The sequence below is a fragment of the Burkholderia sp. SR8 genome (assembly GCF_052851275.1).
Genome location: NZ_JAULUC010000025.1, coordinates 24,629 through 38,330, shown reverse-complemented (window position 1 = coordinate 38,330; position 13,702 = coordinate 24,629). Strand labels below are relative to the sequence as shown.

Genomic DNA, 13,702 nt, shown 5'->3' with positions numbered 1-13,702 from the left:
CGCTATCATTGATCCTTTACCGTCTGCTTTCCGCACCGCACGCGAGCGCCCATGGCATCCCACGATTACCTGAAGAAAATCCTCACCGCGCGCGTCTACGACGTCGCGCTCGAGACGGAACTCGAACCCGCCCGCAATCTGTCGGCCCGGCTGCGCAACCCCGTGTACCTGAAGCGCGAGGACAACCAGCCGGTGTTCTCGTTCAAGCTGCGCGGCGCGTACAACAAGATGGCGCACATTCCGGCCGACGCGCTCGCGCGCGGCGTGATTACGGCATCGGCCGGCAACCACGCGCAGGGCGTCGCGTTCTCGGCGGCCCGAATGGGCGTCAAGGCCGTGATCGTCGTGCCCGTCACGACGCCGCAGGTGAAGGTCGACGCGGTGCGCGCGCACGGCGGGCCGAGCGTCGAGGTGATCCAGGCGGGCGAATCGTACAGCGATGCATACGCGCACGCGGTGAAGGTGCAGGCCGAGCGCGATCTCACGTTCGTGCACCCGTTCGACGATCCGTACGTGATCGCCGGCCAGGGCACGATCGCGATGGAAATCCTGCGCCAGCACCAGGGCCCGATTCACGCGATCTTCGTGCCGATCGGCGGCGGCGGCCTCGCGTCCGGCGTGGCCGCATACGTGAAGGCCGTGCGCCCCGAGATCAAGGTATTCGGCGTGCAGGCCGAGGATTCGTGCGCAATGGCGCAGTCGCTGCAGAAAGGCGAGCGCGTCGAACTGCCGGAAGTCGGCCTGTTCGCGGACGGCACGGCCGTGAAGCTCGTCGGCGAGGAAACCTTCCGGCTCTGCCGCGAATTCCTCGACGGCGTCGTGACGGTCGACACCGATGCGCTGTGCGCGGCGATCAAGGACGTGTTCCAGGACACGCGCAGCGTGCTGGAGCCGTCGGGCGCGCTCGCGGTCGCGGGCGCGAAGCGCTACGCGGAACGCGAAGGCATCGAGAACCAGACGCTCGTCGCGGTCACGTCCGGCGCGAACATGAACTTCGACCGGATGCGCTTCGTCGCGGAACGGGCCGAGGTCGGCGAGGCGCGCGAAGCCGTGTTCGCGGTCACGATTCCCGAGGAGCGCGGCAGCTTCAAGCGCTTCTGCTCGCTCGTCGGCGACCGCAACGTGACGGAATTCAACTACCGGATCGCCGACGAGAAGTCCGCGCACATCTTCGTCGGCGTGCAGATCCGCCGCCGCGGCGAATCGGCGGAGATCGCCGCGAACTTCGAGTCGCACGGCTTCAACACCGTCGACCTCACGCACGACGAGCTGTCGAAGGAGCACATCCGCTACATGGTGGGCGGCCGCTCGCCGCTCGCGCGCGACGAACGCCTGTTCCGCTTCGAATTCCCGGAGCGGCCGGGCGCGCTGATGAAATTCCTGTCGTCGATGGCGCCGGACTGGAACATCAGCCTGTTCCACTACCGCAACCAGGGCGCGGACTACAGCTCGATCCTCGTCGGGCTGCAGGTACCGCAGGCCGATCGTGCCGAGTTCGAACGCTTCCTCGCGGCGCTCGGCTATCCGTATGTCGAAGAGAGCGCCAATCCGGCGTACCGCCTCTTCCTGTCGTAAAGGCTTCGTGCAATGAATCCCGAACATTCCCCGCTCGGCAAGGCGACCGTCTACGCGGCGCAGTACGACGCGTCGCTGCTGTTTCCGATCCCGCGCGCGGGCGCGCGCGAGCAGCTCGGCATCACGTCCGCGCTGCCGTTCTTCGGCACCGACATCTGGAACGCATACGAGCTGTCGTGGCTCAATGCGCGCGGCAAGCCGCAGCTCGCGGTCGCGACGTTCTTCGTGCCGGCCGAATCGCCGAACATCGTCGAATCGAAGTCGTTCAAGCTGTATCTCGGTTCGTTCGCGCAATCGAAGTTCGACTCGGTCGACGCGGTGCGCGACGTGCTGAAGCGCGACGTGTCGGCCGCGTGCGGCGCGAGCGTGTCGGTGCAGCTCGTGTCGCCGCACGATTTCGGCAAGCTCGAGATGGAAGAGCTCGACGGGCTGTCGCTCGACCGGCTCGATCTCGACACCGACGTGTACGAACCGGATCCGTCGCTGCTGTCGGCCGCCGACGCCGAGGACGAAGCGCCGGTCGAGGAAACGCTCGTATCCGACCTGCTGCGCTCGAACTGCCCGGTCACGGGCCAGCCCGATTGGGGCAGCGTGCAGATCCATTACGTCGGCCCGCAGATCGATCATGCGGGGCTGCTGCGCTACATCATCTCGTTCCGCAATCACACGGGGTTTCACGAGCAGTGCGTCGAGCGCATCTTCCTCGACATCCTGCATGCGTGCAAACCGGTGAAGCTCGCGGTGTATGCGCGCTATACGCGCCGCGGCGGGCTCGACATCAATCCGTTCCGTACCAACTACAACCAGCCGATGCCGGATAACGCGCGGACGGCGCGGCAGTGATGGCCGGCGACGGGCCGCAGTCGCCCGTCGCCACGGCAAGCGCAAACGAAACAGCCCCGCGGCTCGCGCCGGCGGGGCTGTTTCACTGTGTGCCGCGGCAGCGCGAACGCGTTACTTCACCGGCGCCTTGTAAGCGATGCAATCGACTTCGACCTTGCAGTCGATGACCATGCTCGACTGCACGCAGGCACGGGCCGGCGGATTCTCGCCGAAGTACGAAATGAACACCTTGTTGAACGACGCGAAATCGCGTGCGTCGTCGAGCCACACGCCGCAGCGCACGACGTGCTCGAGGCCGTAGCCGGCCTCCTTCAGGATCGCGATCACGTTCTCGATCGCCTGCTTCGACTGCGTGACGATCCCGCCTTCGACGACCTCGCCGTTCACCATCGGCGTCTGGCCCGACACGTACAGCCAGCCGTCGGCCTCGACCGCACGCGCAAACGGCATCACCTGGCCGCCGGTGCCCTTCGCTTCGCCTACGCCATATCGCTTCATCGTTTTCACTCCTGTTTCAGTTCCGTTTCGTTGCGAATGCGCGCGCCGGATGCGGCGCACGCGGAATATCGGCTGACGCGCCGCGCTCAGAACGCGGCGTCGGCACTCGCCGGCGCGCGTTCGCCGCGCGCGACGAAACCGCCCGCGCGCTCGCCGGTCGCCTGCCCGTTCTCGTAGGTCAGCACGCCGTTCACCCAGACCGCGTCGATCCCGTGCGCGGGTTGCTGCGGCTTGTCGAACGTCGCCGCATCGATCACGCGCGCCGGATCGAACAGCACGAGATCCGCGTGATAGCCGACGTGCACCTCGCCGCGCCGCGCGATCCCGTAGCGGCGCGCGGACAGCGACGTCATCTTGCGGATCGCCTCCTCGAGCGGCAGCAGGTTCGTGTCGCGCACGTAATGGCCGAGCACGCGCGGGAACGCGCCCCACAGCCGCGGATGCGGCAGCGGATCGTTCGGCAGGCCGTCCGAGCCGACCATCGTCGCCGGGTGCGACAGGATCCGGCGCACGTCGTCCTCGGACATGTTGTGGTACACCGCGCCGGCCGGGCGGATCCGCTGCGCGGCCTCCTGCTCGGTCACGCCCCAGTCGGCGGCGATCGCCTTCAGCAGCTTGCCGGCGACTTCCGGATGCGGCTCCGACCACGTGATCGTGATGTCGATGTCGCCCGTCACCTGCTTCAGGTCGAGCGTCGACGAGCTGCGGCTGTACGGATAGCAGTCGCAGCCGACCGGCTGGTAGCGGCGCGCGCCTTCGAGCGACGCGAGCACCTCGGTGCTGCGCCCCCAGTTCGACGGGCCCGCGCACTTCAGGTGCGAGATCACGACCGGCACCTGCGCGTGGCGCCCGACGCGGTACGCCTCGTCCATCGCGTCGAGGATCGCGTCGAACTCGGTGCGCATGTGCGTCGTGTACAGCGCACCGGCATTCGCGAGCGGCTCGGCGAGCGCCATCACTTCCTCGGCCGGCGCCGCGAACGCGGAACCGTACGCGAGGCCCGACGACAGCCCGAGCGCGCCGTTCGCGAGCGCCTCCTCGAGCTGCGTGCGCATCCCGGCGATCTCGCCGTCGGTCGCCGCACGGTCGAGGCGGTCCATCTGGTTGTTGCGCAGCGCGGTGTGGCCGACGAGCGCCGCGACGTTCACGGCCGGACGCGCATCGTTGACGGCCGCGACATAGGCGGCGAAGGTCGGGTAGCGGAACGCGTCGCGATCGCCGAGCAAGTTCATCGGGTCGGGCGGGTCGCCCGCGAGCGTGACCGGCGACGCGCTGATCCCGCAGTTGCCGACGATCACGGTCGTCACGCCCTGCGAAATCTTCGGCAGCATCTGGGGCGCGCGGATCACGTGCGTGTCGTCGTGCGTGTGCACGTCGACGAAGCCCGGCGCGAGCGCGCGGCCGTTCGCATCGACGACGGTCTCGGCGAGCCAGTTCGACAGGTTGCCGATCGCCGCGATCACGCCGTTGCGGATCGCGACGTCGCGCGTGACGGGCGGCGCGCCGGTGCCGTCGTACAGCTGCGCGCCGACGATCAGCGTATCGGCGGCTTCGGGATGCGAATGCATGGTCAGTCTCCTACCGGTTGACGGTCTCCGCCGCCGCGGTGCGCATCGAGCGCATGCTTGATGCGGCGCAGCGATTCTCGGCCCGCATCGCCGAGCCGCAATGCGACTCCGGTGACGAGCACGTCGATCGCCATCATCATCGCGTAGCGCGATGTCGAAGGCTTGTAAATGAAATCGGTTTCGAACGCGACGACCGGGATCAGGTGGTCGGCGAGCTTCGCGAGCGGCGACGCCGGCGCGGTGATCGCGATCAGCGTCGCGCCGTAGCGCTTCGCGAGGCGGCAGCTTTCGAGCAGCTCGGGCACGCGCCCGCTCACCGACAGCGCGACGACCACGGCGTCGCGCGACAGCGTGGCCGACACCATCCGCTGCAGCAGGCTGTCCTGGTAGCTCGCGACCGGCCGGCCGAAGCGCACGAGCCGGAAGCGGAGTTCGTCCGCAAGCGCGGTCGAGCCGCCGCCCTGCCCGTACACGTAGATCATCTTCGCGCCGGCGAGCAGGTCGGCAGCCGCGTCGAACGACGTGTTGCGCAGCAACTGGTGGTTGTGCGCGAGCGCGACGCGGATCTCGTCGTAGACGACCGATGCCGCGCTCGCGTCTTCGCCGGGGTGCGCGTCGGACGGCGCGAGAAAGCGCTGGCCGACGGCCGCTGCCTGCGCGACGAGCACCTTCAGTTCGCGCACGTCGCGGCAGCCGACGGCCTTCGCGAAACGCGTGACCGTCGCGACGCTCACTTCCGCGTCGCGGGCCAGCGCGCCGATGCTCGCATGCGCGGCGCGCGCGAGATCGGCGAGGATGAACGCGGCGACCTTGCGTTCCGCTTCGCGCAGCTCGGGCGCGCATTCGGCGATCCGCGCGACGATGTCGAGGACCGGCTGGGCGGGCGGCGCGGCGTGCGGATCGGCGGCGGACGGAGCGGACGGAATCACGGGCGTATTCATCTGCGGAAAAGGGTGCGAAGCTCTATGTTACTAAATAACATCACCGCGCCGATGCTACTTTCTGTACCATCTGCATGTCAACTTCAGTGCAATGCATCGTGATGATGGAGCGGGATGAGATGAAAGTTACAAACTATCAGGAACCGACAATCAATCCGTTGGGCAAGGGTCTCGGCAACCTGCCGAGCGCGAGCGTGCCGCTCGACGACGCAGCCCGCCTCGAGTGGAACCTGCTCGCGGAAGACGTGAGCCTGCCGGCCGCCGTGCTGTACGCGGACCGCATCGAACACAATCTGAACTGGATGCAGGCATTCGTCCAGCAGTATGGCGCGCAGTTCGCGCCGCACGGCAAGACGACGATGGCGCCGCAACTGTTCCGCCGCCAGCTCGCCGCGGGCGCGTGGGGCATCACGCTCGCGACCGCGCACCAGACGCAGGCCGCGTATCACGGCGGCGTGCGGCGCGTGCTGCTCGCGAACCAGCTGGTCGGCCGCCAGAACATGACGATCATCGCCGGGCTGCTGTCCGATCCCGACTTCGAATTCTTCTGCCTCGTCGATTCGGCGGACAGCGTCGACCAGCTCGGCCGCTTCTTCGGCGACGCGAAGAAGACGCTGAACGTGCTGATCGAACTGGGCGTGCCGGGCGGCCGTGCGGGCGTGCGCGATGCAGTGCAGCGCCAGGCCGTGCTCGATGCCATCGCGCGCTATCCGGACACGCTGAAGCTGGCCGGCATCGAACTCTACGAAGGCGTGCTGAAGGAGGAAGGCGAGATCCGCGCGTTCCTGCAGGACGCGGTCGCGCTCACGCGCGAACTCGCGGAAGCCGGCCGCTTCGCGCGCACGCCGGCGATCCTGTCGGGTGCCGGCTCGGCGTGGTACGACGTGGTCGCAGAGGAATTCGCGAAGGCGTCCGATGCCGGTTTCGCGGAAATCGTGCTGCGTCCGGGCTGCTATCTGACGCACGACGTCGGCATCTACAAGAAGGCGCAGACGGACGTGTTCGCGCGCAACCCGATCGCGCGCCGGATGGGCGAAGGGCTGCTGCCGGCGCTGCAGCTGTGGGCGTACGTGCAGTCGGTGCCGGAAGCCGACCGCGCGATCATCGCGCTCGGCAAGCGCGACGCGGCGTTCGACGCGGGCCTGCCGGAGCCCGCGCGCCACTTCCGCCCGGGCCGCGACAGCGCGCCGCGCGACGTCGCCGCGAGCGAAGGCTGGGCCGTCACCGGGATGATGGACCAGCACGCGTACCTGCAGATCCCGCCGGGCGCGGACGTGAAGGTCGGCGACATGGTCGCGTTCGACATCTCGCACCCGTGCCTGACGTTCGACAAGTGGCGCCAGCTGCTCGTCCTCGATCCGCAGTTCCGCGTGACGGAAGTCGTCGAAACGTTCTTCTGACGCCTGTCACGCGCCGCCGGGCCGCCCCGCCGCCGCGCGGGGCGGTCGTCACGCGCGCTTCAATCTGCCGGAGTACACTGCGCTTTCGTCCTCGGGGCCGCTTCGCCGCCGTTGCACCGTCTGCCGTACACGGCGCGAACGGACCCTCAACGCTGTTCAATGGAGAAAGCCATGGCCGCGAAGAAGATCCTGTTCCTGACCGGCGATTTCGCCGAAGACTACGAAACGATGGTGCCGTTCCAGGCGCTGCAGGCCGTCGGCCACCACGTCGACGCGGTCTGTCCGGGCAAGCGCGCGGGCGACAAGGTCAAGACCGCGATCCACGATTTCGAAGGCGACCAGACCTACACCGAAAAGCCGGGCCACAACTTCACGCTGAACGCGTCGTTCGACGACGTCGATGCGTCAAGCTACGACGCGCTCGCGATCGCGGGCGGCCGCGCGCCCGAATACCTGCGTCTCGATCCGAAGGTGATCGCGCTGGTGCGCGCGTTCGCGGAAGCCGGCAAGCCGATCGCCGCGATCTGCCACGCGGCGCAACTGCTGGCGGCCGCCGACGTGATCCGCGGCAAGCGCATCTCGGCCTACCCGGCCTGCGCGCCCGAAGTGAAGCTCGCCGGCGGCGAATATGCGGACATCCCGGTCGATGCGGCCGTGACCGACGCGCCGTTCGTCACCGCACCCGCATGGCCCGCGCATCCGGCATGGCTCGCGCAGTTCCTCGCGCTGCTGGGCACGCGCATCGAGCTGTGAACAACGTTCGAATGAATCGAAATGAAATGAAGTGAAACGCCGGCCGGCGGCCGGGTGCGTACGCGCCCGGTGCCGCGCCGGCCCTGCGAACGCCGGCGCAGCGCGCCGCCGTACGCTTCGTCAGTGCGGCGCCGGCGTCGAGCCGACGTCCGCGATCCGCGACTCCAGCATCGCCAGCGCGCCCGACAGCGCGGTCAGCACGTCGTCCGGCAGTTGCGCCATCGTCTGATCGATGAACGCCTTGCGGCGCGGCAGGCATGCGTCGAACGCGGCGCGGCCGTCGGCGGTCAGCGTGACGTTGGTCACGCGGTTGTCGCGCGCATCGGACGCGCGCTCGATCCAGCCCAGCGCGTCGAGCGACTTCAGCTGGCGCGTGAGCGCGCCCGGATCGATGCGCAACACCTCGACGAGCTTCTTCTGCGACGAATGCCCGCCCATCGTGTGCAGCGCGACCATGATCCGCCAGCGCGGCATCGGCTGCCCGACGTGCGTTTCGAATGCGGTCATGAACGCGCGATACGTGCGTCCGAATTGCTGCAAGATCGCGACGCGGTCCTGTTCTTCCATGCGCTCAGTTCTGTTGGTTCAATCGGTGAATCGATCAATCGGCCGCGACATGCGGCTCGATCTTGTGCCGCAGCGCGATCGGCGGCACGCGGCGGCACTGCCACACCGACACCACGGCGACGACGGCCGCCATCGCGACACCGAGGTGAATCGCGCCGACCAGCGATTCGCGGGCCGCTTCCAGCAGCAGCGCGCCATTATGCCCGGCACGGGTCAGCTCCGCGACGAGACCGCCCTGCGCGGCGCGATCGATCAGGATCTGCGGATCGGCGAGTTGCGCATGCCACTGCAGCGCGTGGTCGCTCGACAGCGCATCGCGCACGCCGCTCGAATACAGCTGGTTGACGAGCGTGCCGGTCAGCGCGGTGCCGATCATCCCGCCGACCATCCGCAGCGACTGCAGCAGCGCGGTCGCGATGCCCAGATGCTCGCGGCCGGCCGTCTGCTGCGCGAACACGGTCAGGTTCGGCAGCACGAAGCCGAGCCCGATGCCGCCGGCGACCATCAGAGCCATCAGCACCCAGGTCGGCGTGTGGTGCGTCGCGACGACGATCCCGGCGCACGCGATCGCGAACAGCACGAAACCGACGTGCAGCATCGCGTTCGGATTGCGGATGCGCGTGACGACGCGGCCATTCATGATGCTGCCGATCGTGATGAACACGACGAGCGGCGTGATCACGAGCCCCGCTTCCTTCGGCGACATCCCGAAGCCGCCCTGGAACAGCAGCGGCGCGTAGAACAGCAGCGAGAACATCGAGAAGCCGGCGAGGATCGCGAGCACGAACAGCGCGGACAGCGCACGGTTGCCGAACATGTCGAACGGCAGAATCGGCTGCGCGCAGCGCTTTTCCCAATGCCACAAGCCGACGCCGGCAGCGACCGCGACGACCAGCAGCAGCGACGCCCAGCTCATCACGCCGTATTTCGGCAGCCATTCGACGAACAGCTGCAGCGCGCCGAGCGACAGCGCGATCAGCAGCGCGCCGGGCCAGTCGAGCCGCATCTTGCGGTCGTGTTCGACGTGCCGCAGGTGCGGCAGGTAGCGCCACACGAAGAACAGCGACAGGATGCCGATCGGCAGGTTCACGTAGAACACCGAGCGCCAGCCGAACGACTGCGTCAGGAACCCGCCCAGCGACGGCCCGATCGCGTTCGCGATGCCGAACGCGGAGCTCATCAGCACCTGCCAGCGCAGCCGCACGACGGAATCGGGGAACAGGTCCGGAATGCACGCGAACGCGGTGCCGACCAGCATGCCGCCGCCGATCCCCTGCAGTCCGCGCGCGAGCACGAGGTACAGCATGTCGTTGGCCATCCCGCACAGCACCGACGCGCCGGTGAACACGACGATCGACGCGATCACGAACGGCTTTCTGCCGTAGTAGTCGCCGAGGCGGCCGAAGATCGGCACGGTAATCACGGAACTGAGCAGGTACGAGGTCGCGACCCACGCGTACAGGTCGAAGCCGCGCAGTTCGGCGACGATGGTCGGCAACGCGGTGCCGACGACGGTCTGGTCGAGCGCGACCAGCATGGTGACGAACGAGATCCCGATCATCGCGAGCAGCGATTCGCGGAACGGCAGAACTTGCCCGCTCGAATGGTGGGCGGCAGTGTGGACGGCCATTTTTTTGTTGATGCAACTTTTGACGAGTCAAACAATCTCAAAATTGTAGCACGCCGGAGTAATCTAGGCTGGCGAAGGTCCGGGCCCGTTCCGGCCGCCAAGGAGAAAGATGGAACCGATTTCAATCACGCCTGCGGCGACGCTGTCGCCGGAGGACCAGGACGCGCTGCGGCGCGCGAAGCAGGTGCTGGAAAGCCCGTCGCTGACGATGAAGCTCACGGGCGTGCTGGGTGCGCCGGTCGAGAAGATGATCGCGCGGCTGCCCGATTTCGCCACCGGCAAGATCAACGACGCGACGCAGCTCGCGCTGCGCAAGTGCCTGAACATCGCGCTGCGCACGCTCGGCAAGCCGCAGACGCCCGATGCCGAGCCGGAGAAGCCGAGCAACCTGCTGCACAAGCTCGCGGTCGCGACCACCGGCGCCGCCGGCGGCGCGTTCGGCTTTCTCGCGCTGCCGGTCGAACTGCCGGTGACGACCACGCTGATCTTCCGCTCGGTGTGCGACATCGCGCGTAGCGAGGGCGAGGATCTCGGTTCGGTGGATACGCAGCTGCAATGCCTGGCCGTGCTCGGCATGGGCGGCAGCGCGGACAAGCAGGAGGAGGACGCCGATCTCGGCTATTTCGTGCTGCGCGGCGCGCTCGCGCAGGCGATTTCGAAGGCGTCGTCGGACATCACGACGAAAGGGATCGCCGCGCACGGCTCGGCGGCGGTGTTCAAGCTCGTGCAGACGGTCGCATCGCGCTTCTCGGTGCAGGTCACCGAGCAGATGGCCGCGAAGTCGATTCCGGCGATCGGCGCAGTGCTCGGCGCGACCGTCAACACGCTGTTCATCGACCACTTCCAGCAGATGGCGCACGGCCACTTCACCGTGCGCCGGCTCGAGCGCAAGTACGGCTCGGTGGCCGTGAAGGCCGCGTATCAGGCGATCGACGGCTCGCCCGCGCGCTGAACCGCGCGCTCGACCGCGACGCGGCGCAGGAACGCGGCCGCGCGATCGAGCGCGTCGCGCGACTCCGGCACCATCGGCGTATACAGCTGCCACACGTGCGGCATGTCGGGCCACACCTCGAACTCGACCGGCACGCCGGCTGCCTTCGCGCTGTCGGCGACGCGGCGCGCATCGTCGAGCAGCACCTCGGTGCTGCCGGCCTGGATGAAGAGCGGCGGCAGCCCGGCGAGATTCGCATACAGCGGCGACGCATACGGATGCGTCGCGGGCGTATCGCCCAGATACAGCTTCGCCGCCTTCGGCAGCGCCGCCGCCGCGAACATCGGGTCGCGGCCGTCGTTGCTGCGCATCGTGGCGCCGGTGCCGGCGAGATCGGTCCACGGCGAGAACAGGATCGCGCCGGCCGGCAACGGCTCGCCGCGATCGCGCAGCGCGACGAGCGTCGCGAGCGCGAGACCGCCGCCCGCCGAATCGCCGCCGAACACGATCGCTTCGGGCGGCGTGCCGAACGCGAGCAGTTGCCGGTACGCGGCCAGCGCGTCGTCGAGTGCCGCCGGGAAGCGGTTTTCGGGCGCGAGCCGGTAGTCGAGCGAGAACGAGCGCACGCCGGCGCGCCGGGTCAGCCGGAACACGAGCGGCCGATGGGTTTTCGTCGAACAGAAGTAGTAGCCGCCGCCGTGGAAATACAGCAGCGTGCGGCCGGGCCCGCGAGACGCGACCGCGTCGGAGCGTTCGAGCCATTCGCCGCGCAGCGGCGCGTCGCCGGGCCCGTAGCATTCGCGCAGCCGGTAGCCCGACGGCGCGCGGCGCGGCACGTACATCCTCAGGTCGGTGAAGCGCCGCGCGCGGGCAGGGTCGAGCACCGGGCGCAGGGTCTCGGGACGAAACTGCCAGCGCAGCAGCCAGCACGCGAACTTGCTTTGCCAACTCATCGAACACACTCCGTCATCGCAGTGTGACGATGGTACGTGCGATCGTCGCCGCGCCGCTCGACGGGAGCCTCTATATCAAACGCCGGCGCCCGGGCTTAGGCGTCCGCACGCACTTCGACGCCGGCGCCGATCCTCCCCGCCCCGCCCCGCCCGGTTCGCAAGCATCCGCTCGCCGGCCTCAGTTCGCCGGCATCACCTGGCCGCGGATCTCGCCGGCCGGATGCTCCTTCGTATGCACGTTGAAATACCACTTGCCGCCCATCAGGTCGGTCACCTGCGCGTCGGTCAGCTCCTTCGCACCCTTGATCGGGCTCGCGAGCTCGTCCTTCGGGATCGGCACCTGCACGCCCGCGTTCTGGCCGACCGACGCGGGCCCGTGGAAGTGCGCGGCGGTCGCCGGGCCGGTGAGGTGGTCGTAAGTCACCGTCCACCGCAGCATGCGGGTGGCCGTGTCGTAGGTGGCATCGACCGTGCCGGAGCCTTTCGTCGTGGTGGGCGGCACCTCGCTCGACGGCTGCAGGCTGGCGGACAGACGCACCGTTTCGGCGGCGGCACTGCCGGCGGCCAGGACGCCCGCGAGCAACGCCACCTGGAGCAAACGCAGCTTCGGCATGAATCCTCCTTGTACGACGTGGTACGCCGCCCGGCCGGGGGCGCTCCATGATGGTAGTCGATCGCCGCCGATCCGGCAGCCCCTGCGCCGGCCGTCAGCCTGCCGGAACCTGGAAGAGACCTTTGCAGCGGAACCCCTGAATCCGCACGCGGCCTTTCGCTACACTGCGTCTCACAGTTGCTTGTTTCCTTCGTCCGAAGGAGTCTGCGAGTATTCACGCGGCCGTCCGGCCGCGTTTTTTTTGCCTGCACCGCGCGGCAGCGGATCTCGTCGTGCGGAGTCGTCGCCGCGAATTGCCAAGCATCGCGAATCGATTGCCGCCGCCGGTCGATGCATCGACGCTCGCCGCGTCGGCATGGTGTCACGACGCGTAACAGGTTGTTGCGCTGACGACAACGTCACGCCGTCCGTCGGCGCGGGCGCGTATCTCACGGTCGACCAGCGCAATCGCACAGGCCAGCCGGGGTCCGGCGACGGGTGCATCTCCGGCATCGTGTCGATCCCGGCCGGCTACCGGATTCCCGATCGCTGGCTCACCCGCATCACGTGGCTATCGCTTCCAGCCGCCGCGCCCCGAATCGCGCATCACGCGCGATAGCCGGGATCGATGCGATCGACGATGCGTTGCAGCGCGTCGAACGCGTCCTGTCCCGCGCCATGCTTCGGGTCGAAATTCAGCGAATCGCGCACGCAGCCCTCGAGCACCGCCGGCGCGATCGGCAATGCGTCGCCGATCGCGTGGGTCGCGACCTGCACCTCGCACGCGCGATTGAGCAGCCACATCAGCGAGAAGGTCTGCGCGAGCGTCGCGCCGATCGTCACCGGTCCGTGATTGCGCAGCAGCAGCACGGGCCGCCCGCCGGCGCTGTCGACGATGCGCCGCCCTTCGTCGAGATGCACGGTGATGCCCTCGAAGTCGTGATACGCGATCTTGCCGTACAGCTGCGCCGAGTAGAAGTTGGAGAACGACAGCCCGTCGCGCGAGCAGCACACGGCCATCGTCGGCGTCGTGTGCACGTGCATCACGCAATGCGCGTCCGGCAGCGCCGCATGGATCGCGCTGTGGAACGTGAAGCCCGCCGGGTTGATCGGCCAGTCGGAATGGCCGATCACGTTGCCGTCGATGTCGATCTTCACGAGGTTCGACGCGCAGACTTCGCGGTAATGGAGCCCGAACGGATTGATCAGGAAATGGCCGTCCTCGCCCGGCACGCGCAGCGAGATGTGGTTGTAGATCAGCTCGGTCCAGCCGAGATGATCGAAGATCCGGTAGGCGGCCGCGAGCTGCACGCGCGCCTGCCATTCGGCTTCGGAGAAACGGGCGGGCCGCGTGAACGGCTGGTTCGGTACACGTTGCATGGGGCACTCCGGTTGCGGGCGGGCGCGCGGTCGCGCGGGCGGCGGCGCGCATCGTCCATCGTCTGCTGGCG

At 68.2% G+C, this 13,702-nt stretch carries 13 protein-coding genes; 5 read left to right on the top strand and 8 right to left on the bottom strand.

From position 1 onward, the window contains the following. The first annotated feature begins 51 nt into the window (after window positions 1-51). Both ilvA and queF read left to right on the top strand, forming a co-directional pair. Window positions 52-1,575: a threonine ammonia-lyase, biosynthetic gene (gene ilvA, locus Q3A80_RS25825; protein WP_446331648.1), complete on the top strand. Its 1,524-nt coding sequence runs from the start codon at window positions 52-54 to the stop codon at window positions 1,573-1,575. Window positions 1,576-1,587: 12 nt separating this feature from the next. Further along, window positions 1,588-2,418, top strand: coding sequence for an NADPH-dependent 7-cyano-7-deazaguanine reductase QueF (queF, locus tag Q3A80_RS25820; RefSeq protein WP_446331647.1), 831 nt, complete (start codon window positions 1,588-1,590; stop codon window positions 2,416-2,418). Window positions 2,419-2,529: 111 nt separating this feature from the next. On the opposite strand, the gene Q3A80_RS25815 is transcribed toward queF, so the two are convergent. The 3 genes from Q3A80_RS25815 to Q3A80_RS25805 form a co-directional block, all read right to left on the bottom strand. After that, window positions 2,530-2,916 (bottom strand): RidA family protein, encoded by a 387-nt coding sequence (locus Q3A80_RS25815; RefSeq protein ID WP_446331646.1) that lies wholly within the window; start codon window positions 2,914-2,916, stop codon window positions 2,530-2,532. Window positions 2,917-3,002: 86 nt separating this feature from the next. Then, window positions 3,003-4,484 (bottom strand): N-acyl-D-amino-acid deacylase family protein, encoded by a 1,482-nt coding sequence (locus tag Q3A80_RS25810; RefSeq protein WP_446331645.1) that lies wholly within the window; start codon window positions 4,482-4,484, stop codon window positions 3,003-3,005. Between the two features lie 2 nt (window positions 4,485-4,486). Further along, window positions 4,487-5,425: a MurR/RpiR family transcriptional regulator gene (locus Q3A80_RS25805; RefSeq protein ID WP_446331644.1), complete on the bottom strand. Its 939-nt coding sequence runs from the start codon at window positions 5,423-5,425 to the stop codon at window positions 4,487-4,489. Window positions 5,426-5,544: 119 nt separating this feature from the next. Between Q3A80_RS25805 and Q3A80_RS25800 the strand changes: the two genes are divergently transcribed. Both Q3A80_RS25800 and Q3A80_RS25795 read left to right on the top strand, forming a co-directional pair. Further along, complete coding sequence (locus Q3A80_RS25800; RefSeq protein WP_446331643.1) at window positions 5,545-6,825, top strand: amino acid deaminase; 1,281 nt, start codon at window positions 5,545-5,547, stop codon at window positions 6,823-6,825. A gap of 171 nt (window positions 6,826-6,996) precedes the next feature. Beyond that, window positions 6,997-7,578: a DJ-1/PfpI family protein gene (locus Q3A80_RS25795; protein ID WP_446331642.1), complete on the top strand. Its 582-nt coding sequence runs from the start codon at window positions 6,997-6,999 to the stop codon at window positions 7,576-7,578. A 120-nt stretch (window positions 7,579-7,698) separates the two neighbouring features. On the opposite strand, the gene Q3A80_RS25790 is transcribed toward Q3A80_RS25795, so the two are convergent. Next, on the bottom strand, window positions 7,699-8,145 hold the full coding sequence (locus tag Q3A80_RS25790; RefSeq protein WP_446331641.1) for a MarR family winged helix-turn-helix transcriptional regulator: 447 nt from the start codon (window positions 8,143-8,145) through the stop codon (window positions 7,699-7,701). Window positions 8,146-8,179: 34 nt separating this feature from the next. Further along, window positions 8,180-9,775, bottom strand: coding sequence for an MDR family MFS transporter (locus Q3A80_RS25785; RefSeq protein ID WP_446331640.1), 1,596 nt, complete (start codon window positions 9,773-9,775; stop codon window positions 8,180-8,182). 109 nt (window positions 9,776-9,884) lie between these two features. On the opposite strand from Q3A80_RS25785, the gene Q3A80_RS25780 reads away from it, so the two are divergent. After that, window positions 9,885-10,727, top strand: coding sequence for an EcsC family protein (locus Q3A80_RS25780; protein WP_446331639.1), 843 nt, complete (start codon window positions 9,885-9,887; stop codon window positions 10,725-10,727). Here the strand turns inward: Q3A80_RS25780 and Q3A80_RS25775 are convergent. From Q3A80_RS25775 to Q3A80_RS25765, 3 genes are all read right to left on the bottom strand, one after another. Continuing rightward, window positions 10,697-11,659, bottom strand: coding sequence for an alpha/beta hydrolase (locus Q3A80_RS25775; RefSeq protein WP_446331638.1), 963 nt, complete (start codon window positions 11,657-11,659; stop codon window positions 10,697-10,699). The genes Q3A80_RS25780 and Q3A80_RS25775 overlap by 31 nt on opposite strands. Window positions 11,660-11,837: 178 nt before the next feature. Beyond that, a complete protein-coding gene (locus tag Q3A80_RS25770; protein WP_446331637.1) occupies window positions 11,838-12,272 on the bottom strand; it encodes a CHRD domain-containing protein in 435 nt (144 codons plus the stop codon). A gap of 585 nt (window positions 12,273-12,857) precedes the next feature. Continuing rightward, window positions 12,858-13,631, bottom strand: coding sequence for a class II aldolase/adducin family protein (locus Q3A80_RS25765; protein ID WP_446331636.1), 774 nt, complete (start codon window positions 13,629-13,631; stop codon window positions 12,858-12,860). Window positions 13,632-13,702: the final 71 nt, after the last annotated feature.

Excerpts from the sequence above, each read along its gene's own strand:
- ilvA (WP_446331648.1), top strand. The coding sequence starts at position 52 with ATGGCATCCCACGATTACCTGAAGAAAATCCTCACCGCGCGCGTCTAC.
- queF (WP_446331647.1), top strand. The coding sequence starts at position 1,588 with ATGAATCCCGAACATTCCCCGCTCGGCAAGGCGACCGTCTACGCGGCG.
- Q3A80_RS25815 (WP_446331646.1), bottom strand. The coding sequence starts at position 2,916 with ATGAAGCGATATGGCGTAGGCGAAGCGAAGGGCACCGGCGGCCAGGTG.
- Q3A80_RS25810 (WP_446331645.1), bottom strand. The coding sequence starts at position 4,484 with ATGCATTCGCATCCCGAAGCCGCCGATACGCTGATCGTCGGCGCGCAG.
- Q3A80_RS25805 (WP_446331644.1), bottom strand. The coding sequence starts at position 5,425 with ATGAATACGCCCGTGATTCCGTCCGCTCCGTCCGCCGCCGATCCGCAC.
- Q3A80_RS25800 (WP_446331643.1), top strand. The coding sequence starts at position 5,545 with ATGAAAGTTACAAACTATCAGGAACCGACAATCAATCCGTTGGGCAAG.
- Q3A80_RS25795 (WP_446331642.1), top strand. The coding sequence starts at position 6,997 with ATGGCCGCGAAGAAGATCCTGTTCCTGACCGGCGATTTCGCCGAAGAC.
- Q3A80_RS25790 (WP_446331641.1), bottom strand. The coding sequence starts at position 8,145 with ATGGAAGAACAGGACCGCGTCGCGATCTTGCAGCAATTCGGACGCACG.
- Q3A80_RS25785 (WP_446331640.1), bottom strand. The coding sequence starts at position 9,775 with ATGGCCGTCCACACTGCCGCCCACCATTCGAGCGGGCAAGTTCTGCCG.
- Q3A80_RS25780 (WP_446331639.1), top strand. The coding sequence starts at position 9,885 with ATGGAACCGATTTCAATCACGCCTGCGGCGACGCTGTCGCCGGAGGAC.
- Q3A80_RS25775 (WP_446331638.1), bottom strand. The coding sequence starts at position 11,659 with ATGAGTTGGCAAAGCAAGTTCGCGTGCTGGCTGCTGCGCTGGCAGTTT.
- Q3A80_RS25770 (WP_446331637.1), bottom strand. The coding sequence starts at position 12,272 with ATGCCGAAGCTGCGTTTGCTCCAGGTGGCGTTGCTCGCGGGCGTCCTG.
- Q3A80_RS25765 (WP_446331636.1), bottom strand. The coding sequence starts at position 13,631 with ATGCAACGTGTACCGAACCAGCCGTTCACGCGGCCCGCCCGTTTCTCC.